Below are 20,850 nucleotides of genomic sequence, written 5' to 3' on the forward strand. Positions count from 1 at the left end.
GTGTCTCTGCTGCATTCCATTGCCCAAGCCAGTTTTGCCATCATTGATCGCGAGATCGGTCCTCACCCTTTTGATGCCCCAAGCTATGCGATTTTGCGGCGAATTATCCACAGCACGGCAGATTTTGAGTTTAAGAACCTGCTGGAGATTTCGCCGGGGGCGATCGCCCACATGACACAAGCCCTGCGCTCAGGTGTGCCGATTATTACCGATGTGGCCATGGTCAGGGTCGGCATTCAAACCATGGTCAGCCGTACCTTTCAGAATCCGATCATTACCGCCCTTGACGATGGCAGCCACACCGCTCCCGATCAAACCCGCAGCGAAGCAGGGATGATCCGCGCTTGGCAACAGTGGCCCGATGCCCTGTTTGTGGTTGGGAATGCGCCAACGGCGCTCCTTGCCCTGTGCGATCGCCTGCAACAAACCCGTGTACCGCCGGCGGGCGTCATTGGTGTCCCGGTTGGCTTTGTCAATGTTGTAGAGTCAAAAGCAGCCCTTGCCCAACTGCCCGTGCCTCAAATTCGTGTTGCCGGTCGCAAGGGGGGATCGCCTGTGGCGGCAGCGATTGTGAATGCCCTGCTGGAGTTGGCCGATAGCAAGGAGTCAGTGTGACCCCGATTCATGTGGTGGGCATTGGCCTAGAGGGGCTGGCAGGGTTGGGGGAAACAGTTCAGGAAATTATTCGCACAGCGACGCTTTTGGTGGGGAGCGATCGCCATCTTCAGTTGATTCCCCATGGAGACGCCCGCCGCTTGTCTCTACGGGACTTTAACGCCAGTTTCAAGGCGATTCAAACCCACTTGGCAACAACCCCGAACCCCCAAGTGGTCATTCTCACCAGTGGCGATCCCCTGTTTTACGGGCTGGGACGCTGGCTGCTCGAAGTCTTTACTCCCGATCAGTTGACGTTTCATCCCCACCTCAGTGCGGTGCAGTTGGCCTTTAGTCGGCTCAAGCTCCCTTGGCAGGATGCCGTGATCTACAGTGCCCATGGTCGCGATTTAGCGGGGTTGGTGCCGCTGTTGCAGCGGGGGGTGGAGAAAATTGCCATCTATACCGATGGTGAGGCTAATATTGCTGCCATTAGCCGCTTATACCAAGCATTGCACCTGCCTGTGTCCTATCGGGCGTGGGTGTGTCAGGCCTTGGGTAGTGCAGACGAAGCCATTCTGCCGTGGGACTTAGCCCAACCAGTGACAATGCTTCCGCCGGTACATCCGCTGAATTTGGTGGTGCTCCTGCGTCAACCCCAGCACCTACCCCCTCGGGAACAGCCCGTTTTTGGCCTAGGGGATGATCAATTTTTCACCTTTGGCGATCGCCCCAGCTTGATGACAAAGCGGGAAGTGCGGGTATTGGCCTTGGCGGAACTTGCCCTCACCGGCACTATCGAAACCGTTTGGGATGTGGGCGCCGGCACCGGCAGTGTCGCTGTGGAAATCGCCCGCCTTGCCCCCCAAGCCACCATCTATGCGATCGAGAAAACGGCGATTGGCTTTCAACTGATTGAGCGCAACCGCAAGGCTTTTGGTTTGACCAATCTGATCCCAATCCAAGGAGCAGCACCCCAGAGCCTCAGTGGCTTGCCGCAACCGGATCGCGTGTTTATTGGCGGCAGTGGTGCCCAATTACTGGCCAATCTCGACTATTGTTGGTCACACTTGAAAGCTGGCGGCCGGTTGGTGCTGGCGATCGCCACCCTCGAACACCAAGGCCAAGTTCTCCACTGGTGTCAAACCCAGCAAATCAGCCCGCAAGTGCTACACGTGCAACTCAGCCGCTCCATTCCCTTGGGTCAAGGCCACCGCCTCCATCCCCTCAATCCAGTCACCCTCATCACCCTGAGTCAGGGGTAAAAATAGCCATCGGGATAAACCGTGGTGCGATCGCACACCGCAGCCGACAGATCAACACCCGTTGCCCGAAAAAAATTACACCGCTGTACCTGGGCTGCCGTTAAATCTGCCTGCTCTAAATTGGCCTGTTGCAGGTTGGCCCCTTGGAGATTCGCTTGTCGCAAATTGGCATAGCGCAGATCCGCCCCCTGAAGATTAGCGCCTTGCAGGTTTGCCCGTTCCAAATTGGCCGATCGCAGGTTGGTGCGGACAAGGTTGGCTCCTTCAAGATCTGCTGCCGCAAGGTTCGCTTGATACAACTGAGCATCCCCTAATTCACTGTGGCGTAGATTGGTGGCAATCGCTTGAATTCGATTCAACTGGCAATAGGGCAAATAGGCATTTTCCAAATTACTCTCACTGAAATCGGCATCACTGAGGTTGGTGTCAAAAAGGCTCAGACCCGTCAGATCGCTGCCCCGAAAATCTCGTTCCCCCGCTGCATAGGCTGCCAATAGTTCCTCATTGCTGAATTTGGCCATAATGGTATAAAGAGCGTTGTACTGTGACTAAGTATTTCTACCTAAACCTTTTTGACTGTAGGGGGATTTATTGAGGAAGTTCATTTTATTTAATGGTTTCTTAACTTGGTGAGGCACCACAATGGGGTTTCAACCGCTTTCCTTGGCACAGCATTACCACGAACGCACCAAGTACGCCCCTGAGACCTTAGCCCAACAGGCAGCACCGCTCGATTTTAGTCGCCAGCCCAGTCCCTGCAAAACCTATCCTCTTGGTCAGTCCTTCTCCCTCAAGCCGTTTTTAGAACCTGAGCAGGGGGCAGCCCACCCCCACTGGCAGCGACTCTCACGGTTGTTGTACTGTACCTATGGCATTACTGGGGTGGTTCCCTATCCCGATCAGCCCTTTTATATGCGGGCAGCACCTTCTGCCGGGGGGCTATATCCAGCGGAAATCTATCTCCTCACTCGCAACGACACCGCCGTTCCCGCTGGCATTTATAACTACCAAGTGAAAGACCATGCCCTTGTGCAGGTGTGGCAAAGCTATTCTTGGTCAGCCCTACAGGCCGCTTGTCTTTGGCATCCAGCGCTAGAAAGGACGCACATTGCGCTGATCGTGACAGCCGTCTTTTACCGTTCCGCTTGGCGTTATGGCGATCGCGCCTATCGCCGCATTTGCCTCGACATTGGGCACCTCTTGGGGAATGTGGAACTGGCCGCCAATATCAATGACTTTCGCGCTCACTTCATTGGTGGTTTTGTGGATGCCCAAATGAATGAACTGCTTTACCTTGATCCAGAACAGGAGGGGGTGTTGGCGGTGGTTGCCCTTGCCAATTTACTCGAAGTGGGTGAAAACTTGTCCACGTTCCCCGCAGTGTTGGCCTCCGCCACCTGCTATGACTATGGGGCGATCGCCAGTGGCGAGCTACTGAAGGCTTACCATCGTGCCAGTGCCCTCACCAATAGTGACATTATCTACGGCATGGCCAAAGAGACTCCCAGCCCCCCTGCCAAGGAGCCTACTGAACCCCCTGCTAGTAAATACAACTTTCCCTTTGGTCTGCGGGTGAGTCTCAGCAAAACCATCATTGACTGGGAAACCAATCTAGCCGCTCTCCAGCAAACCATTCTGCAGCGGCGCTCGACTCGTCAGTACAGTGGCCAAGGGATTGAAGTGGATCAACTGGCTGCCCTGCTCACCTTTGCCTACCATCCTCAGGACTACCGCGATCAAGGCCTAGATGAAGCCCCTAGTTTCTTTGACCCGACATTGGTGGAAACCTTTATTGCCGTGACGCGGGTCAAGGATCTAGAGGAGGGCTGCTACTACTATGCTGTGGCCGAGCATGAGTTACGCCAAATTCGCTTCAAGAACTTTCAAGAGCAGTTGCATTTCCTCTGCCTCAATCAAGACCTCGGTCGCGATGCCGCTGTGGTGATTTTCCATACCGCCAATCTGGAGCGGGCGATCGCTCGCTATGGGGAACGGGCTTATCGCTACCTCCACATGGATGCTGGCCACCTTGGACAGCGGATCAATTTGGCTGCCACCGCTTTGGGGCTAGGGGTCAGTGGCATTGGCGGTTTCTTTGATGATCAGGTCAACGATCTCTTGGGCATTCCCCCGCAAGAAGCGGTTCTGTACATTACCACCGTTGGCAAAGCAGCGTGACCCTCACCACCCGTGGCCACTACAGTATCAAGGCTCTATTGGACTTGAGTTTGTTACCCAACTATGGGCCTGCCTCCGTGCGCGCCATTGCTGAGCGGCAAAAGATTCCTGCCCCCTATCTGGAAAAACTCTTGATTGAATTGCGGCGGGCTGGCTTGGTGCGATCGCTGCGAGGCGTCTATGGGGGCTATCAACTGGCCCGTCCCCCGGCCGCCATTTCCCTGCGGGATATCCTTACTGCCGTTGGTGAATCGCCGACCCCCCTGTTTTTGCATCCTCCCCAACCGGAAGATGGCACAGCGGATTGGGTGACCTTGAGTCTCTGGCAACGACTCCACCAAAAACTTCAGGATGCCTTGGCCAGTATCTCCCTTGAGGATTTATACTTTGATGCCCGTAGTTGGCAAGCGGCTCAAGGGGATGGGGCAACGTTTGTCGTCTAGGCGATCTAGGCTAAGGGCATCCCAGAGTGGGGGGAGACACCCATGTCAGCACCAACCTACCCCAAAGCATGGCTGATCATTCGCGAACGTGGTTTGCCGAAACGGGAAGTTATTCTCAGTCCCGATCGCCAGTGGACGATTGGTCGCCAACTGGATTGCAATATTCTCCTCAAAGATACCTACGTCTCGCGAGTGCATGCCGTCATCAACGCCTTTCTCTTTAAGGGGCAGCCCCTCTATTTCATTAGTGATTACCACAGTCGCAATGGCACGCTCCTCAATGGCCTGCCAATTCAGCACAGCACCCTCCTCCACCATGAAGATGTCATTTGTGTGGGTACCACCCTCATTGTTTTTTACTATCCAGACATGTTTAAGGAGATTTCCCTCGATGAGCGCCCCAAACTGAGCAAACGTTCAACCGGCAGTCTGCCTTGGGTTGGCTAGGGGTTTGACAGCCACAGGGGATAAACTTTATGATGAAAAATTGTTGAGTTTGCACGGAACAGGTTTTCCAAGAGGCACGCATCCCCTCACCTGCACGGCAAGGAGTTTTTTAGTTTCTATGGCATACGCAATCATTGAGACCGGTGGCAAGCAACTGCGCGTTGAAGCCGGGCGCTTTTACGATGTGGAGCGGCTCCCCGTCGAGCCAGAGGGCACAATTGATCTAGAACGGGTGTTGCTGGTGCAAACCGATAGCCAAGTCCACGTGGGTCAACCCTACGTTAGTGGTGCGGTTGTCTCTGGTACGGTGATGGGGCACCGTCGCGGCCCCAAGGTGATTGTCTATAAGATGCGCCCGAAAAAGAAAACCCGCAAAAAACAAGGCCATCGCCAAGAACTGACCCGCATCATGATCAACGAGATTCGTCTTAACGGTGAATCCCTAGGAGGTTAACATGGCACACAAGAAAGGAACAGGTAGTACCCGCAACGGTCGTGACTCCAATGCCCAGCGTCTGGGTGTCAAGCGCTTTGGTGGTGAAGTGGTTAAGGCCGGTCACATTCTTGTACGGCAGCGGGGGACAAAGTTTCACCCCGGCGCCAATGTCGGTCGTGGCAGTGACGATACTCTTTTTGCCACGATCGCGGGTGTGGTCACCTTTGAGCGCTATGGCAAAAATCGCAAGCGCGTGAGTGTCTATCCCCTAGCCGAGGGCTAAAACCACTCCTCGATAAACATTCAAAAATCATCTAATTGGGTCAATCCTCGGGGTTGGCCTTTTTTGTTGTCTTAGTCAATGACTCTCCTAAGGAAGTGTTGACCCGATTATTGTAAATTTCTATGAACAGCTTGCTTTAAGGTCGAGAAATTGTTAAATTAGATACAGAAATAAATCGTTCATCTCTCGCAGGACATCAGTAAACGCTTTTCAGACCGAGTTTAATTGTCAGCGTTGTACCTTCGCGAGGGACGGAAGTAGGGAAACAGATCCCGAAGGAACGCGCCTCAGCCAGTCCACCTTGTAATAAAAATGGGGCGAAAATTATGACGACTCTTACTTATCGCGGCGTTCAATACAACTACGTTCCTCCAGCGATCAACACCCAAGCAACGGATGTCGTGGCCAAGTATCGCGGTAGCACCTATCGTGTGGCTGCTCCGACAAATCCACCGGAAGACTCCTTAAAAATCATGACCTATCGGGGTGTCAAGTATCAAAAAGGTAAACAGCCCGCTGGTGTTCCCGCTGCGCGCTTGGCCGATAATGTGGCTTCTGTGCCCATGACAGCAACGGTTAACGAAATGGCTCGCTCCTTGGCGATGGCACATCATGTGATGATTAAAAGCCGTGAACAAACCCTCCTTGCCCGGATGGCAGAAGCAATCGGCATGCCGGTGACGGCAGCCCACTACTGGAACCAAATCCAAGGGAAAATTAACCCCGTCTTTGGTGCCACCTACGATCGCTCCCCTGTGGCGCTGAGCTAAGGCAGCAATGACACTGGGTTGAAGTGTTGAGTTGAGTCAGTAGGAAAATAACGAGGGAGTCAGGTCATTCTTGGCTCCCTTTTGCTGTGGGCATTAACCCCGCCGATCCCAGGGCCCCCAAATGGCAAAGGTCATCCCCGGATGGTAGAGATTGACAAACATGGTTTGGCCGTCGGGTGAGAAGCAAACCCCCGCCAGTTCTTGATCATTGAGGGCATTGCGCGCAAAGGTGTATAGCTCTCCTTGGGGGGTGATACCAATGAGGCGATTAATGGCATCGTCGCCATCTTCGCAGCAAATGAGGTCTCCCCAAGGGGCCATCGTCAAGTTATCGGGATAATCAAGAACCTCTTTGCCGGGGGACTCGACAAACAGCTCAATCGTGCCACCATCTGCTGCGGTGCGACCGGGGCGGTATCGCCAGATTTGGCCTAGCCGCTTTTCACCACCACTGGTGGCTGTAAAGTAAAATTCGCCATTGTGGTAGCAGAGGCCTTCACCGCGTACAAATTGGGCTGCCCCTTTGTCGTAGCCCTCATAGCGCACGGTGTCGAGGGGGGGGTCAGGCTGGGTGATATTTACCCATTCCACTTCAAAGGGTTTGCGCAGGGGAAAATCCTGACCGGTGTTAATTTTCGGGTAGCGTTTGATTTTCAAGGCTTGGAGTTGGCCGCCAGCAGCAAGGTTGGTGGGTTCCTTGGGAATAAAGCGATAAAAGAGACTATCGCCGCGATCCTCTGTTTGATAGACGATATGCGTTTGCGGGTCGATGGCGATCGCCTCATGTTGAAAGCGCCCCATTGCCTTGAGGGGAACTGGCGTCACGGGGCCTTGGGCACTGATCGGTACTTCAAAGTTGTAGCCGTGGCGTTTTTGCACCGGACCGCGGTTGGCAGGATGTTCGGGCGTGGAAATGGTTTCCTCGCAGCTAATCCAACTGCCCCAAAGGGTTTTGCCGCCACCACAATTGCGCGAGGTACCGGCCAAAGAAACGTAATGCTTGAGGAGTTGCCGATCTTTGCTCACCACGAGTGTAGTGGTGCCGCCGGGGGCAATGGGGTCATACATCCGCTCCTTGGGAGCCACCACCCCCTGAAAGGCACGGGGTAGCCCCGGATACATCTCATGGTTGCGCACAAGGATGGTCGTGCCATCGGGGCCGGGGAAGGCGGCCATGCCATCATGGAGCGTCGGGACGGGGGTACCATCACTCAGGCGATCGCCCAGCTTGGAAAATACCCGATACTGAAAGCCTGCCGGCAAATCCAACAGGCCATTGGGATCCTGCACCAAGGGGCCAAATCCGCGTGTGGTCAGCAGTTCACCTTGGGCGGCCCGTTGATAGAGAAGCTGTAATCCTTGGGGAAACAGTGCTGCCCCCATACCGGCGGCGGCAAGGGTGAGGAAGCGACGACGTTGCAAACCCATAAAAAACCCATGTAAACTGCACAACCAACGGCTAAAAGCCGACCCCTATTGTCTTACTGCAAACTTAGGAAGTTATTCAAGGGCATTTTGTGGCCGATTGCAGATCGCTTGCTAAAATAAAGTCATAATGAGTTTGGATAAGTCAATGCGAGTGATCGATTTGCCCCTCAATGCCATTCGTCGTCCCCTGATTCGGCAAACGGATCCTGCAAAAGTCGCAGCGTTGATGGCCTCCATTGCGGAAATTGGCCAGCAGGAACCCATTGATGTCCTTGAAGTCGAAGGGCAGTACTATGGCTTTTCGGGGTGTCATCGCTACGAAGCCTGTCAACGGCTCGGACTGCCGACGATTCGGGCACGAGTCCGCCGGGCGCCCCGTTCGGTACTGAAGCTGCACCTTGCCTAGGCATCTTGTCAGATTCGCCTCAGTGTGGGATTCTAGCCAATTAGCCCCTCTAGGATAGCGATCGTGACCGGTGTACGCCTTGAACAACTGACCAAGGTCTATCGCGACCCCCAGCGCGGGCATGATGTCACGGTGCTGCAAGGGATTGATCTGAGGGTCGGTGCGGGCGAGTTTTTGGTGCTGGTGGGGCCTTCGGGGTGTGGCAAAAGTACCCTGCTGCGGCTCATTGCGGGTTTGGATGAACCAACCACGGGCACAATTTGGGTGGGCGATCGCGTGGTCAATGGTTTACCGCCCAAAGCGCGGGACATTGCCATGGTTTTTCAAAGCTATGCTCTTTATCCCCACTTGACGGTCTATGACAACTTGGCCTTTGGCTTGCGCCGTAACGCCCAGATGAATGGCCTCCTCCCCGCCCCCATTGAAGCAACTTTGACGCGCTGGACGCGATCGCTCCCCAAGGGGATGCAACTGTCTTTTCCCCGCGAACGCATGATTCACCAGCGGGTGATGCAGATTGCGGCGATGTTGCAAATTGGTCACTTGCTCTATCGCTATCCCAAACAACTGTCCGGTGGTCAGAAGCAGCGGGTGGCCCTCGGACGAGCCATGGCCCGCAATCCCCAAGTGTTTTTGATGGATGAACCGCTTTCAAACCTTGATGCCAAGCTGCGCACCGAAACCCGCGCTCAAATTGTCCAACTGCAGCAGCAATTGGGCATCACAACCATTTATGTGACCCATGATCAAACGGAAGCAATGACGATGGGCGATCGCATTGTGGTGCTGCACCAAGGTCAAATCCAACAAATTGCCAGCCCCCTCGACCTGTATCAACGCCCTGCCAATCGCTTTGTCGCTGAGTTTATTGGCTCACCGCCAATGAATTTCTTAGCCGTGACCCTCAACCAAGGGAAGATTCAGTACCACCATTGGCAGTTGTCCTTGAACCCGCCCTTCCCCTCGACAGCGAAGGCATGGTTAGGGATTCGTCCAGAACATTTCGCGCTGGCCACCGCTGAAGAGACCGATGTCCTGCCCGTTCAAGTGGATCTCGTGGAAGCCCTTGGCCATGAAACGGGCTTGACGGTTCACCTCTGTGCGACAGGAGAAACGTTGCGGGTGCGCTTACCAGGACAACAGCCGATTCAGCGGGGCGATCGCCTGTATTTGCGTCCTGATCCCCAGCATTTCCACTTCTTTGATGAGCAAACGGGGCAGCGACTAGAACCATGAGCCAACGCCTGCAAGCCCGCCTCGCCATGGCCGGCATTACCCGCAAGAGTCAACTACGCCGTAAAGGATTTACCCGCCACCAAGCCAATGCCATTTGGTCAGGGGAGCTGCGTCGCTTGCGCCTAGAGACCCTCGAACACCTTGCCCAGGTTCTGGGGGTGACGCCCTTGGAGTTTTGGCAGTGGTTTTATGGTGAAGCGTCCCCTGAGGCTGCCCTGCAACACCAAGCTCTTCAGATTCTGGAGCCATTTCTGCGTTTCTGGCCCACTGCCGCCTACGCCGCTAGCCAAAACCCCACTGCCCCCGCCCAGAGAATTTTGCCCCTTGTGAAGCCGGTGTTTCAACTCCTCGAGCAGTGGGGGATTCGGTTGATTGGTGAGGTTGGAGCCTGTGTTCCCTTTGATCCGCACCAGCACCAGAGCGATCGCGTGCCCTTAGAGGAAGGCACCCCTGTGCGCATTAGCCATGCGGGCTATTGGTGGGGCGATCGCCTGCTCTTTCGGGCGGTGGTGACGCCAGTAGATACTCTTGGACAATCTGCCCCCTCAGCACATGCTCCTGAATCACCCGCTCAATAACTGCTGGCGTTGCCGAGTGATACCAGACGCCATCGGGATAGACCACTAAAATGGGGCCCTGTTGACACACCCGTAGGCAATTGGCCTTTGTGCGAAAAATACAGCCCTCTGGGCGCGGTTGATCCAAGCCCAATTCCTTGAGGCGTTTTTTCAAATACTCCCATGCTTCTAAACCCACTGCCTTGTCACAGCACAGGGGTTTGGTTTGATCAGCACATAGGAATAGATGCCGCTGAATGTGATCAATGCCGAGAGCTGCTACTTGCTGCGCTAACGAAGGAGATGTCATAGTTGGCTTTTTCTAATCTGCAACAAGGGTTTCTGGTGTTGGTAGCACCATTGAGGACGTGGGGGAGGGTTGACGCCGATTCCATTCAATGTCGGGCATTTCCTCAAAAGCTCGCCGCAGGGAGGCCTCCCAGAACTGCCGCACCTTCGACAAAAAAGGATCACCCAAGACAAATTCGGCGCGGTGACAGATCTGAAAGCTATCGGTGCGGTACATGATCAGGTCAAGGGGGGGGCCGACGGAGATATTGGATTTCATCGTTGAATCAAGGGAGAGCAGTGCATACTTTGCCGCCGCATCTACCGGCGTATCGAAGCGCAACGTGCGGTCTAAAATCGGCTTGCCATATTTTGTTTCACCAATTTGAAGAAAGGGAGTTTCGGGGGTCGCTTGCAGAAAGTTGCCCTGACTGTAGATCAGGTAGAGGTAGGGTTCCTCGCCACGAATTTGCCCCCCCACCAGAAATGTGCATTGGTAGTCAATGTTATCTTTGGCCAACCAAGGGCGATGACTATCGGTGACCTCCCGCAGCTTACCACCGACATAGCGGGCTACCTCGTACATATTGGGCAGCGAGTTGAGACTGTGCTCCAACTGACCCTTGAGATCACGACGAATGAGCGTGAGCACTTCCTGAGTAATTGAAAGGTTACCAGCGGTACAAATGACAATCACCCGCTCCCCCGGCACCGAAAAATCAAAGAGTTTCTGATAGGTGGAAATGTAATCCACCCCCGCATTGGTGCGAGAGTCTGCCGCCATCACCAGACCCGACGTGGTGAGAATTCCCAAGCAATATGTCATTTTGCCTATGCTCCGCCAATAACCAAGCACTATAGAGTGTATAAGGGATTTGCAGCGATCGCTACGGACGCTGGGCATTGGAAATTGACCTGATCATCCGATAGGGTAGGGTTCGGTGTCACAGCGAAGTTTGCAGCGATGTCAGCCATTCTAGAAACCCTTGCCCTGATTCTCATGCTGGGATTCTTTGGGGGTCAGTTGGCACGGCGACTAGGGGCACCGGCCTTGATCGGCATGATTCTCGTGGGGATTGTCCTCGGGCCTGCAGCCTTGAATCTGTTGCAAACCGATGTCCTAACGGCAGCCCCCACCTTCCGTACTGTTGCGGTGATGGTGATTTTGATGAAGGCGGGGCTGGGCTTGGATCGTCAGAAGTTGGCACAACAGGGCACGGTGGCGCTACGCCTCGGTGTATTACCCGCACTGTGTGAAATGGTCGTTGTGGCTGGGGTGGCGATGCTGCTACTGGGATTTGATTTGCGCCAAGGGCTATTGTTGGGGGCGATCGTGGCACCGGAGTCCCCGGCTGTCATTGTGCCGGGCATGCTACGGCTAAAAAGTTTGGGCTGGGGCGTGGACAAGGGGATTAGTGATGCGATTCTCTCGGGCAGTGCTATTTCCGATGTAGTCATACTGCTGCTGTTTAGTCTGCTGATGGGGTCTGAGCATGAGGGAGGATTCCTAGGGGCTTTGCCGCCCGCCTTGGGGGTGAGTGTGCAGGCACTCCTTGAAATTGGTGGTGGCTTGATCGTGGGCTATGGCTTGGCCTGGGCGCTGGTCTTTTTGTTGGTCAAGCAAAACTGGAGTCAAAATCGGGTGCAAACAACCCTCGTGGCAGCAGCAGTGGCCTTGGGAGCGGTGGGCTTGGCCGATCGCCTGCCGTTGTTTTCCGGCTACCTTGCGGTGATGAGTGCCGGCTTCTTCTTGATTGAGATGGATGCCCCCCTAGCGCGGCAATTGCGGGGCGGCTTTGATGTGCTGTGGCAGGTGGCAGAGATTTTTCTCTTCGTGCTGTTGGGTGCCAGTGTCCAGTTAGGGGTGTTGCAAAGTTCCCTCGGTGTGGGTTTGGTGATTTTGGCGGTGGGTACCTTGATTGGGCGGGGCATCGGTTGGTATCTTTCCACCCTTGGCAGTCATTGGACACTCTCCGAACGCCTCTTTTTGCTGCCGGGGAATTCCGCAAAGGCAACGGTGCAAGCGGCGATCGGTGCTTTACCCTTATCCGCTGGGGTGGCGGGGGGTGAAACGATGCTGGCGATCGCGGTTCTCTCGATCCTGATTACGGCTCCCTTGGGGGCATGGGCAATTCCCACGTTTGCACCAAAGCTCCTGCAAAAGGGCGAGGTGGATGCCACCAAAGTTCTGCTGCAACCACGGGTTGTGCTCTTAGCACCGGTGGATGTTTCGAGTGTCACCCCCTACGTTCTCCAAAAGACGGCGGAATTAGCGCGGCGTGCTGATGCGGAAGTGATTGTGCTCCATGTGCAGGATGTTCCTGATCCCAAGGCAGTGGCCACACTCCAAGCCCAAGTCAAGCAGTACCTCGCAGACATTCGCTATCGTTTCATTGTGACCGCTGGCCCAATTCCCCAAGCCATTTTGGATACGGCAACCCTCTACAACGTGACCGAAATTATCCTTGGCAAACATGGTCAAGGGGGTCTGAAGCGCGTGCTCATGGGATCTGTGTGCCAGAGTATTCTTGAGACCTCAACCCGACCCGTGCTGATTGTGGAGGAACCCCGCTCGTGATCCCTATGCATCCCCGATTGCGACCGGCCTTAGCTGTCAGTTTGGGTGCGATTCCGGGGGCCTTAAGCCGCTTTTTACTAGAGGCCTATTTGGAACCCTATCTTACGGGTAATGTGCCCTTTGCTACGCTCGTCGTCAATGTCACGGGTTGCTTTCTGCTGGGGGTGATTGCTCCCCTTGCCTTTGCCCGCACCTTTGTCCTGCATCCCGATTTGCGCTTGCTATTGACAACGGGGTTTATTGGTTCCTACACAACCTTTTCATCCTACGAGTTGGATAACGACAAGCTCTTGGGAATCACAGATGCGGCAGTCGAGGGTTTTTACTGGCTCGGCAGTACAGGGCTGGGATTATTAGCACTGGAGTTGGGGAGCCGCCTAACGCTGCGGAGTCTAGCCCATTGGGAGAAGTGGGATGATCGCACCTGAGAGTGTATTGGCCATTGCCATTGGAGCGGTGCCCGGTGCCTTGGCCAGATATTATGTGGGTCTGTGGAGCGATCGCCGCTTTGGCACCCTTGTCTTCGGTACCCTGAGCGTGAATCTCATGGGTGCCTTTCTTATGGGCTTTTTGAGCCCTGTTTTAGCCCGTTGGGGGGCACCGCTGTGGCTCAGCCATGGCATCACTGTCGGTTTTTTGGGGTCTTTGACCACCTTTTCTACGTTTACCCTCGAGGTATCGAACCTGCGCCGTGAAGGCTACCCCCGCATTGCGTGGCTGTACTGGCTGAGTACGCCTATCCTCGGGTTTCTTTTTGTGGAAGCCGGCATTGGCCTCTCCCATTGGATGTAGATCAACGGCTAGCCGCCAATACTGGCCAGTAGCTTCGCTTCCTCCTCCTTGGAAATGAGGCGGCCTTGGTTTTCGTAGTCGGGAATTTGGTCAAAGTAGAGGTAGCGATAGAGATCCGCTGCAAAGGGATCAATTTTCCGCGTCACAATCTCTAGGTACTCCTCGCGGGTGGGAATGCGCCCCAGTAGGGCACAAACTGCTGCTAGCTCTGCGGATCCCAAATAGACCCGTGCCCCTTTGCCCATGCGGTTATTAAAGTTCCGTGTGGAGGTGGAGAAAACCGTGGTGTGATCAGCAACGCGGGCTTGGTTGCCCATGCACAGGGAGCAGCCCGGCATCTCCATGCGTGCCCCAGCAGCAGCAAAAATACCGTAGTAGCCCTCTTCGCGCAACTGCTGCTCATCCATGCGGGTGGGGGGTGCAATCCAGAGGCGCACCTTCACCGCCCCCTCTCCTTCCAGTACCTTGGCAGCGGCACGGTAGTGGCCAATATTGGTCATACAGGAGCCAATAAAGACCTCCTGCACTGGATCGCCGGCACATTCGGAGAGGGTTTTGATATTGTCGGGGTCATTGGGGGCAGCCACAAGGGGTTCCTTGATTTGATCTAGATCCACCTCAATCACATCGGCATACTCGGCATCCGCATCCGCCGAGAGGAGACTGGGATTGGCCAGCCATGCCTCCATCTTTTTCACCCGCCGTAGAATCGTACGCGCATCGCCGTAGCCACGGGCCACCATATTTTTCAGGAGGGCTACATTCGATCGCAGGTAGGTTGCCACCGTTTCTTCACTGAGTTTAATCGTGCACCCTGCGGCCGATCGCTCCGCTGTGGCATCGGTCAGTTCAAAGGCCTGCTCCAGTTGCAAGTGCGGCAGCCCCTCCATTTCTATGATCCGTCCGGAGAAAACATTCTTTTTATTCTCCTTGGCAACGGTGAGCTTACCCTGCTGAATGGCCACATAGGGAATGGCATTGACAATGTCCCGCAGCGTCACCCCCGGTTGCAACGCACCTTTGAAGCGCACGAGCACCGACTCCGGCATATCCAAAGGCATCACCCCCAAGGCCGCTGCAAAGGCGACCAAGCCAGAACCTGCTGGGAACGAAATGCCCAAGGGAAAACGGGTATGGGAATCGCCCCCCGTGCCCACGGTATCCGGCAGCAGCATGCGGTTGAGCCAAGAGTGAATAATGCCATCTCCCGGTCGTAGCGAGACGCCCCCTCGCGAGGTCATAAAGTCCGGCAGTTCTTTGTGGGTTTTGATGTCAACGGGCTTGGGATAAGCCGCCGTATGGCAGAAACTTTGCAATACCAAATCCGCACCAAAGCCAAGGCAGGCCAGCTCCTTGAGTTCATCGCGGGTCATTGGGCCTGTCGTATCTTGGGAGCCAACCGTTGTCATGACCGGTTCACAGTAGGTGCCGGGGCGGACGCCGGGGAGACCACAGGCTTTACCGACAATCTTTTGTGCCAAGGTATAGCCCTTACTGCTCTCAACGGGGGGCTTGGGACGAGTAAAGAGGGGACTGGGTTCTCGGCCAAGGGCAGCCCGTGCTTTGTCGGTGAGGGTACGCCCAATGAGAAGGGGAATGCGCCCCCCCGCTCGCACTTCATCCAAGAGGGTCTCGGGTTTGAGGGTAAAGGTACTGATGACCTCCCCCGCTGCATTGGTGATTTCGCCGCGGTAGGGGTAGATCGTGATCACATCCCCCATATTCATGCGGGTAACATCGCACTCAATGGGCAGGGCGCCGGAGTCCTCCATGGTGTTGAAGAAAATGGGCGCAATTTTGCCACCGAGACAGACGCCCCCTGTGCGCTTATTGGGAACGTAGGGAATGTCGCGACCAATGTGCCAAATCACAGAGTTGGTGGCGGACTTGCGGGAGGAACCGGTGCCAACCACATCCCCCACATAGGCAAGGGGGTAGCCCTTTTGCTTCAGTTCGGCAATGATTTGCAGTGCCCCCGGCAAGCGGCTTTCCAGCATCACCGTAGCGTGCAGCGGAATATCGGGGCGGGTGGTGGCATGGGGGGCAGGGGAAAGATCATCGGTATTGGTTTCACCGGCGACCTTAAAAACGGTGACAGTAATGGCCTCCGGCAGCGGATCACGGCAGGTAAACCAATCCCCATTGGCCCAGGATTCCATCACCTGACGGGCGTAGGGGTTGCCTTGGTGCATCAGGTCTTGGACATCGTGAAAGGCGTCATAGACCAAGAGGGTATGACTGAGGGCAGTGGCCGCCGCACGGGCAAGTTCTGGGTTTTCATGGCGCAGCAGCTCAATGAGGGATTGAACGTTGTAGCCCCCCAGCATTGTCCCTAGGAGTTCCACCGCTGCAACGGGAGTGATGAGGGGACTGGTGAGTTCTCCTTTGGCGATCGCCGTCAAAAAGCCGGCTTTAATGTAGGCCGCTTCATCGACACCGGGGGGCACGCGATCGCGAATCAGGTGCAGTAGGTAGTCTTCTTCGCCCGCTGGGGGGTGTTGCAGTAGATCACAAACCGCCGAGGTTTCTGCCGCCGTCAGGGGCAAGGGGGGAATGCCCAAGGCAGCACGTTCTTGGGTTTGCTGACGGTATTGGCTGAGTACGGTTGTGTCCACGCGCTGTTGACCTCAATTCGGATACAAGGGAGAACAAAATCATTTAAGTGCGGATCTAGATTTTAGAGTACAGATTCCCCTTTGGGGGTTTGGTTGCCTTTGCTACCCTTGCCCCTATCGCCAGTCCCGCTGTAACTCTTCAGCAACGCGGCGGTAATCCGCTTGAGCTTCCTTCGCCTGCTTGCCCTTCCATTGGGTAATGGGTACGCCGTCGAGAGCCGCCCGTTCGTGGGCTTTGTAGGCGCGGATAAAGGAGTGACAGGCTGCTACCCCCAACTGCAAGAGCGTATTTTGGGCTTCGAGGGCTTCATTGACACAGCGGGGATCAACGCGGGTGAGCAGGACGCGGTGGGGAACGTTAGACGGTTGCACCACTTGCTTCACTGTTTCAATGAGGGCGGCAAGGTCAATGGGGGCGGGGGGGGTGGGCAGCACCAGATAGTCGGCGATCGGTACCACCGCTGCTAGGGCACTGGAGGCTAAGGCCGGCGGCGTATCGACAACAATCAGGTCATAGCCAGAAAGCTGGCGTACCCTGCTGAGGAGTTTGGGGTTAAGCTCCTGGGCGAGATCGAAGCCCATGGACTGGCCACTGCGCTGAAACCACCACGTGGCTGAGGCTTGGGGATCCGTATCCACCAACAACACTTTGTACTGCTCGGCATAGGTGGCTGCTAGGTTGATTGCCGTTGTGGTTTTACCAACGCCTCCCTTGCCATTGAGGACAGCCAGCAGACGGGGTTCAGCCAAGGCCCTATCCTCCTAAAACTGCCGCAGAAAGCGCAAATCGCTGGTGTAGAAGCGGCGAATATCATCAATTTGATGCAGCACCATGGCAAACCGCTCCACACCGAATCCGGCGGCAAAGCCCGTGTAGACCTCTGGATCGTAGCCGACATTTTTGAGCACAGCAGGATCCACCATGCCACAGCCCATCACCTCTAACCAGCGTCCCTGCCACTGCACATCCACCTCCGCCGAGGGTTCGGTAAAGGGGAAATAGCTGGCTCGGAAACGAATGGGAACATCGCCAAAGAGTGCCGCTAGAAACGTCGTGACGGTACCCTTGAGGTCGGTAAAGGTCAGCCCCTCATCCACTGCCAAAATCTCAATCTGATGGAACACAGCCGCGTGGGTGGCATCCTCCGTATCCCGCCGATAACAACGGCCGGGAGCAACAATGCGAATGGGCGGATCATTGAGTTCCATGTAGCGAATCTGCACCGAGGAGGTGTGGGTGCGCAGCAGATTGCCATCGGGCAGGTAGAAGGTGTCCTGCATGTCGCGAGCCGGGTGATCTGCAGGTGTATTCAGCGCCTCAAAGTTGTAGTAGTCAGTTTCCATTTCGGGGCCATTGGCAACGGTATAGCCGAGACCCACAAAAATATCGAGGATGCGGTCAATGGTGCTATTGAGGGGATGAATGTGCCCTTGGGGACGATAGACGCCCGGCAGGGTGACATCAAGGCTTTCAGCCGCCAGTTGCGCAGCAATTTTTTCGGCTTGCAGGGTTTCGCGGCGGGCTTCTAGTTCTTGGAGCAGTTTTTCCTTGAGGGTGTTGGCGAGGGCACCAATGGTGGGGCGATCGCTAGGGGGCAGTTTGCCCATAAGGGCGAGAATTTGTGAGAGTTCGCCTTTTTTGCCCAAGTAAGCCACGCGCAGTTGCTCTAGGGTATCGAGGGTGCGAGCTGCAGCGATCGCCTGTAGGGCTTTGGCTTCTAAATCTTTGAGTTGTTGGCTGAGCCGATCACGATCAAGGGTGGGGGTCGTCATGGCAAAATGCAGTTGCGGGGTGCACAAATGGCAACAATTTCGGTCAAGATAAAGCATTCCCACCTGTTGGGAATAAGCCTTGATTATAACGCTATGCCCGCAGTTGCGATCGCGATGGTTCTCGAATGCCGATTCCCAACCTCACCAGCCAGCCTAAACAGACGGTCAGTCAGTGGCTAGCCAGCGCACCCCAAGCCTTTCTCCGTTCACCGCGGTTTTCTGCGAACCGCGAGCAACAGATGGCGATCGCTGCCTGTGGGCTGTGGTTTTGGGCACAACTCCTTTACCTGCACGATTTGTCTGCAACCCCTTGGCCGTGGCTCGAAAGTGTGGTGGAGGCCGCCGCCGTCGTGATCATTGGTGGTTTTCCAGTGCTATGGTGGGCAAGTGGCCAGCGGGATTTTAATAAGATGACCCAACGCTGGCCGGGGCGGTTACTCCTCAGTTTGGCACTGTACATTGCCATTGGCTTGATTCTCCCCCAAGCAGGCCGCTTTCCTTGGCAGCGGGTTCTCACCAATTTAATCTTTGCTGATCAGCCGTGGCTGAACTTGCTGATCTTTCTCGGAGGCGTCTGGGCCATGGTGCGCGTCCCTGTCCTCTTGCAGCAGCAAACCACACCGACACCAGTGTTGTGGGCTTGGATCAGTGGAGCAGCACTTTATTTGTTGCTCAGCCACAGTGGGTTGATTTCGCCAGCCTTCCCCAAAGCGTACACAGAAGGATTCATCATTACCCCTATCTATTTGCTCCTATGTGCTTGGGGCGATTGGCAGCGGCGACACCCGCCACGGGCGACCCCCACGGGATTGGGACTGCACGACATTCCCCTAATTGCGGTCTCGCTTTTTAGCCTCTACTGGTTCTCGACCCCCTACTTTCGCTTTGGCCCTTTTGTGGCACTGCAACTGTTTATTTTGGTGATCATTTTTGGCAGGGGGCTGGGGCGATCGCACTTTGGCTATAGTTTTGAACCCCGCTGGTGCGATGCTCGTTTATTGGCGGCAATGTTCTTGGCGGCTTTGGTAACCATGGTGCCCTTGGGGAGTCTATTGGGCTTTTTGCCCTTGGCGAAATTTAACTTGACGCCTTCGCCTTTGGCGGTGTTTGTCTATGTCAGCCTCTTTGCAATGCGGGTGGGCATTTTTGAGGAGGTGCTCTTTCGCAGTGGTTTGATGATTTTCGTGCGGGATCTGTGGCAGCACTATGGGGGCGATCGCCAGCGGCCGGTGGTCATTGCTTGGGGTGCCATTCTCATTTGTTCGCTGCTTTTTGGTATTCTCCATGTAGGCAATGAGCCGAATGCCGATATTCAACTGCCCCTCATGGCCTACCGAGCGGTGTATATCATCATGGCAACCTTGGCCTCCCTCTTTTACTGCCTCACCTTTGCCTGTACCCAGCGCCTCTGGGCGGGCGTTCTCCTGCATGGTCTGGTGGATGCGATCGCCGTCGTCTTTTTTGGCGCTGCCCTTGTTGCCCCTTTCTAGCGCACCACAATCACAGGCACACCCGGCTTGACTTTCTCAAAAAGCTCCTCAATGTCGCGGTTGTACATCCGCACGCAACCGTGGGAAACCGCATGACCAATGGAATCCGGATGGGGGGTACCGTGCAACCCAACCCAATTGGTGCCATCACTCCAAAAGCCAATCCAACGCCGCCCCAAGGGGTTGCGGGGATGTCCACCAGCAATCACTGCCCCGGTAAAGGGATTTTTCCAAGCCGGATCGCGAATCATCTCCCGCACTTGAAATTGACCTGTGGGGGTTTCCCACCCCGGACGACCTACGGCCACGGGATACCGGCGCAGGGGAGTTTGTCCTTGATAGAGGGTCAATTGGCGCCGTGATAGGCTGATTTCTAGACGTAGGGGAGCGGTGACCGCCGGTGGAGGAGCAGTAGCAAGGGCAAAGGGGAGACGACCCCAAAGACTCAAACTCACCCATCCAATAACCGCGATCGCTCGCTGGCCAGCTTTTAGGAAGCCTTGTGCTTTCATTCCGCAATTCACTCCTACCACTGTGAGATTGGCATTGGGGAATAATAGATAGTTACGTTGCTACTGAAAAATTTTTCAAAATTCTAGATGAATGACCAAGTTCTCCGCTATTTACCCCTTGCAACGGGGGTTTTGGGGGGCACACTTCTCCTCATCAATCGCCTCTTGACCCCCCTGCTGACCCCTTCCCAAGCCCGTGCCGATGTCGTGGGGGTGATCCTTGCGGCGGTCTTGATTTTGACGACGCTGATTTGGCAGCGGGTGCAGCCCCGTCCTGCGGAAGCGGTGATCCTTGAAGGGGAAGAGGGATTTGAACTTGCCGATGATCTGGATGCTGCCCTGAAAACAGAGCTGGCGTGGCTGTCCTATACCTTGCTGAAGAATACGCCGACAAAGTCCATTGTCATTTGGCGCGCCGATCGCCCCCTCCTGCGGCGCGGTATTCTGGGGCCCAAACCAATGACGGCCACGGGTGCCATTGTGCAGCGCGCCCTGCAAACCCAACGCCCCATCTATTTAGTGAATTTAGCCCTTTACCCCGGACGCATTGAATTTGACTATTTGCCCCCCAATACCCAAGGGGTGATCTGCCAACCGGTGGATGCGCAAACGGTGATGATTCTCGGCACTAATGCCCCCCGCCGCTATACCAAACAGGATGAACAGTGGGTAGCTGCCCTTGCCGCCAAGCTCGCCCAGTTGCTGGCAGAACAGTACAATAAAGCCTAGACACGCTTTGAAGCGACTTTTTTTTGACAC

At 55.4% G+C, this 20,850-nt stretch carries 24 protein-coding genes and 1 riboswitch; of the genes, 16 read left to right on the forward strand and 8 right to left on the reverse strand.

Going from position 1 to position 20,850, the window contains the following annotated elements; translation table 11 throughout:
- Together RHK62_RS08590 and cbiE are read left to right on the forward strand one after the other, a co-directional pair.
- Window positions 1–615 (forward strand): cobalt-precorrin-8X methylmutase, encoded by a 615-nt coding sequence (locus tag RHK62_RS08590; RefSeq protein WP_310453579.1) that lies wholly within the window; start codon window positions 1–3, stop codon window positions 613–615.
- A complete protein-coding gene (gene cbiE, locus RHK62_RS08595; protein WP_302677941.1) occupies window positions 612–1,859 on the forward strand; it encodes a precorrin-6y C5,15-methyltransferase (decarboxylating) subunit CbiE in 1,248 nt (415 codons plus the stop codon). The genes RHK62_RS08590 and cbiE overlap by 4 nt, the downstream gene beginning before the upstream one ends.
- Here cbiE and RHK62_RS08600 read toward each other — a convergent pair.
- A complete protein-coding gene (locus tag RHK62_RS08600) occupies window positions 1,850–2,380 on the reverse strand; it encodes a pentapeptide repeat-containing protein (protein ID WP_206199613.1) in 531 nt (176 codons plus the stop codon). The genes cbiE and RHK62_RS08600 overlap by 10 nt on opposite strands.
- 121 nt (window positions 2,381–2,501) lie before the next feature.
- On the opposite strand from RHK62_RS08600, the gene RHK62_RS08605 reads away from it, so the two are divergent.
- The 6 genes from RHK62_RS08605 to RHK62_RS08630 all read left to right on the forward strand — a co-directional run bounded on the left by RHK62_RS08605 (window position 2,502) and on the right by RHK62_RS08630 (window position 6,416).
- Entirely contained in the window at window positions 2,502–4,037 is a 1,536-nt protein-coding gene (locus RHK62_RS08605; RefSeq protein ID WP_310453580.1) for a SagB/ThcOx family dehydrogenase, read from the forward strand.
- Entirely contained in the window at window positions 4,034–4,480 is a 447-nt protein-coding gene (locus tag RHK62_RS08610; protein ID WP_302676304.1) for an Rrf2 family transcriptional regulator, read from the forward strand. The genes RHK62_RS08605 and RHK62_RS08610 overlap by 4 nt, the downstream gene beginning before the upstream one ends.
- 42 nt (window positions 4,481–4,522) lie before the next feature.
- Window positions 4,523–4,927, forward strand: a complete 405-nt coding sequence (locus tag RHK62_RS08615) for an FHA domain-containing protein (RefSeq protein WP_302677943.1) — start codon at window positions 4,523–4,525, stop codon at window positions 4,925–4,927.
- Between the two features lie 118 nt (window positions 4,928–5,045).
- On the forward strand, window positions 5,046–5,381 hold the full coding sequence (gene rplU, locus RHK62_RS08620) for a 50S ribosomal protein L21 (protein ID WP_206199617.1): 336 nt from the start codon (window positions 5,046–5,048) through the stop codon (window positions 5,379–5,381).
- A 1-nt stretch (window position 5,382) separates the two neighbouring features.
- Entirely contained in the window at window positions 5,383–5,646 is a 264-nt protein-coding gene (gene rpmA / locus RHK62_RS08625; protein ID WP_206199618.1) for a 50S ribosomal protein L27, read from the forward strand.
- Between the two features lie 174 nt (window positions 5,647–5,820).
- Window positions 5,821–5,933, forward strand: a riboswitch (Glutamine riboswitch).
- A gap of 39 nt (window positions 5,934–5,972) precedes the next feature.
- The gene (locus RHK62_RS08630) at window positions 5,973–6,416 is read left to right on the forward strand and encodes a DUF4278 domain-containing protein (protein WP_206199619.1); all 444 of its coding nucleotides are present in this window, start codon (window positions 5,973–5,975) and stop codon (window positions 6,414–6,416) included.
- Window positions 6,417–6,509: 93 nt separating this feature from the next.
- Here RHK62_RS08630 and RHK62_RS08635 read toward each other — a convergent pair whose 3' ends face one another.
- Window positions 6,510–7,844 carry an alkaline phosphatase PhoX gene (locus RHK62_RS08635; protein ID WP_206199620.1) on the reverse strand — a complete coding sequence of 445 codons (1,335 nt, stop codon included), beginning with the start codon at window positions 7,842–7,844 and terminating at the stop codon, window positions 6,510–6,512.
- A gap of 145 nt (window positions 7,845–7,989) precedes the next feature.
- On the opposite strand from RHK62_RS08635, the gene RHK62_RS08640 reads away from it, so the two are divergent.
- The 3 genes from RHK62_RS08640 to RHK62_RS08650 all read left to right on the forward strand — a co-directional run bounded on the left by RHK62_RS08640 (window position 7,990) and on the right by RHK62_RS08650 (window position 10,064).
- Entirely contained in the window at window positions 7,990–8,250 is a 261-nt protein-coding gene (locus RHK62_RS08640; protein WP_206199621.1) for a ParB N-terminal domain-containing protein, read from the forward strand.
- A 63-nt stretch (window positions 8,251–8,313) separates the two neighbouring features.
- Entirely contained in the window at window positions 8,314–9,486 is a 1,173-nt protein-coding gene (locus RHK62_RS08645; protein ID WP_206199622.1) for an ABC transporter ATP-binding protein, read from the forward strand.
- Complete coding sequence (locus RHK62_RS08650; RefSeq protein ID WP_310453581.1) at window positions 9,483–10,064, forward strand: helix-turn-helix domain-containing protein; 582 nt, start codon at window positions 9,483–9,485, stop codon at window positions 10,062–10,064. The genes RHK62_RS08645 and RHK62_RS08650 overlap by 4 nt, the downstream gene beginning before the upstream one ends.
- Here RHK62_RS08650 and RHK62_RS08655 read toward each other — a convergent pair.
- Together RHK62_RS08655 and RHK62_RS08660 are read right to left on the reverse strand one after the other, a co-directional pair.
- A complete protein-coding gene (locus RHK62_RS08655) occupies window positions 9,946–10,353 on the reverse strand; it encodes a ferredoxin (protein ID WP_149820658.1) in 408 nt (135 codons plus the stop codon). The genes RHK62_RS08650 and RHK62_RS08655 overlap by 119 nt on opposite strands.
- A 12-nt stretch (window positions 10,354–10,365) precedes the next feature.
- Window positions 10,366–11,157: a proteasome-type protease gene (locus RHK62_RS08660; protein WP_190278070.1), complete on the reverse strand. Its 792-nt coding sequence runs from the start codon at window positions 11,155–11,157 to the stop codon at window positions 10,366–10,368.
- A 138-nt stretch (window positions 11,158–11,295) separates the two neighbouring features.
- Here RHK62_RS08660 and RHK62_RS08665 point away from each other — a divergent pair, with 138 nt between their 5' ends.
- From RHK62_RS08665 to RHK62_RS08675, 3 genes are read left to right on the forward strand one after another with little or no spacing between them, the layout of a single operon-like run.
- The gene (locus RHK62_RS08665; RefSeq protein WP_310453582.1) at window positions 11,296–12,909 is read left to right on the forward strand and encodes a cation:proton antiporter; all 1,614 of its coding nucleotides are present in this window, start codon (window positions 11,296–11,298) and stop codon (window positions 12,907–12,909) included.
- A gap of 5 nt (window positions 12,910–12,914) precedes the next feature.
- The gene (gene crcB / locus RHK62_RS08670) at window positions 12,915–13,337 is read left to right on the forward strand and encodes a fluoride efflux transporter CrcB (protein WP_206199624.1); all 423 of its coding nucleotides are present in this window, start codon (window positions 12,915–12,917) and stop codon (window positions 13,335–13,337) included.
- Complete coding sequence (locus RHK62_RS08675) at window positions 13,324–13,701, forward strand: CrcB family protein (protein ID WP_302677948.1); 378 nt, start codon at window positions 13,324–13,326, stop codon at window positions 13,699–13,701. The genes crcB and RHK62_RS08675 overlap by 14 nt, the downstream gene beginning before the upstream one ends.
- An 8-nt stretch (window positions 13,702–13,709) precedes the next feature.
- Here the strand turns inward: RHK62_RS08675 and acnB are convergent, their stop codons facing one another.
- The 3 genes from acnB to pheS form a co-directional block, all read right to left on the reverse strand.
- Window positions 13,710–16,316: a bifunctional aconitate hydratase 2/2-methylisocitrate dehydratase gene (gene acnB / locus RHK62_RS08680; RefSeq protein ID WP_310453583.1), complete on the reverse strand. Its 2,607-nt coding sequence runs from the start codon at window positions 16,314–16,316 to the stop codon at window positions 13,710–13,712.
- A gap of 114 nt (window positions 16,317–16,430) precedes the next feature.
- Window positions 16,431–17,066 (reverse strand): ParA family protein, encoded by a 636-nt coding sequence (locus RHK62_RS08685; protein WP_302676284.1) that lies wholly within the window; start codon window positions 17,064–17,066, stop codon window positions 16,431–16,433.
- Between the two features lie 12 nt (window positions 17,067–17,078).
- Window positions 17,079–18,089: a phenylalanine--tRNA ligase subunit alpha gene (pheS, locus tag RHK62_RS08690; RefSeq protein ID WP_206199627.1), complete on the reverse strand. Its 1,011-nt coding sequence runs from the start codon at window positions 18,087–18,089 to the stop codon at window positions 17,079–17,081.
- Between the two features lie 125 nt (window positions 18,090–18,214).
- Here pheS and RHK62_RS08695 point away from each other — a divergent pair, with 125 nt between their 5' ends.
- A complete protein-coding gene (locus RHK62_RS08695; protein ID WP_310453584.1) occupies window positions 18,215–19,579 on the forward strand; it encodes a CPBP family intramembrane glutamic endopeptidase in 1,365 nt (454 codons plus the stop codon).
- On the opposite strand, the gene RHK62_RS08700 is transcribed toward RHK62_RS08695, so the two are convergent.
- Window positions 19,576–20,091, reverse strand: coding sequence for a L,D-transpeptidase (locus RHK62_RS08700; protein ID WP_225901523.1), 516 nt, complete (start codon window positions 20,089–20,091; stop codon window positions 19,576–19,578). The genes RHK62_RS08695 and RHK62_RS08700 overlap by 4 nt on opposite strands.
- Before the next feature lie 87 nt (window positions 20,092–20,178).
- On the opposite strand from RHK62_RS08700, the gene RHK62_RS08705 reads away from it, so the two are divergent.
- Window positions 20,179–20,820 carry a cofactor assembly of complex C subunit B gene (locus RHK62_RS08705; RefSeq protein ID WP_302677949.1) on the forward strand — a complete coding sequence of 214 codons (642 nt, stop codon included), beginning with the start codon at window positions 20,179–20,181 and terminating at the stop codon, window positions 20,818–20,820.
- Window positions 20,821–20,850: the final 30 nt, after the last annotated feature.

It is taken from the genome of Thermosynechococcus sp. HY213 (assembly GCF_031460975.1).
Lineage (GTDB): Bacteria > Cyanobacteriota > Cyanobacteriia > Thermosynechococcales > Thermosynechococcaceae > Thermosynechococcus.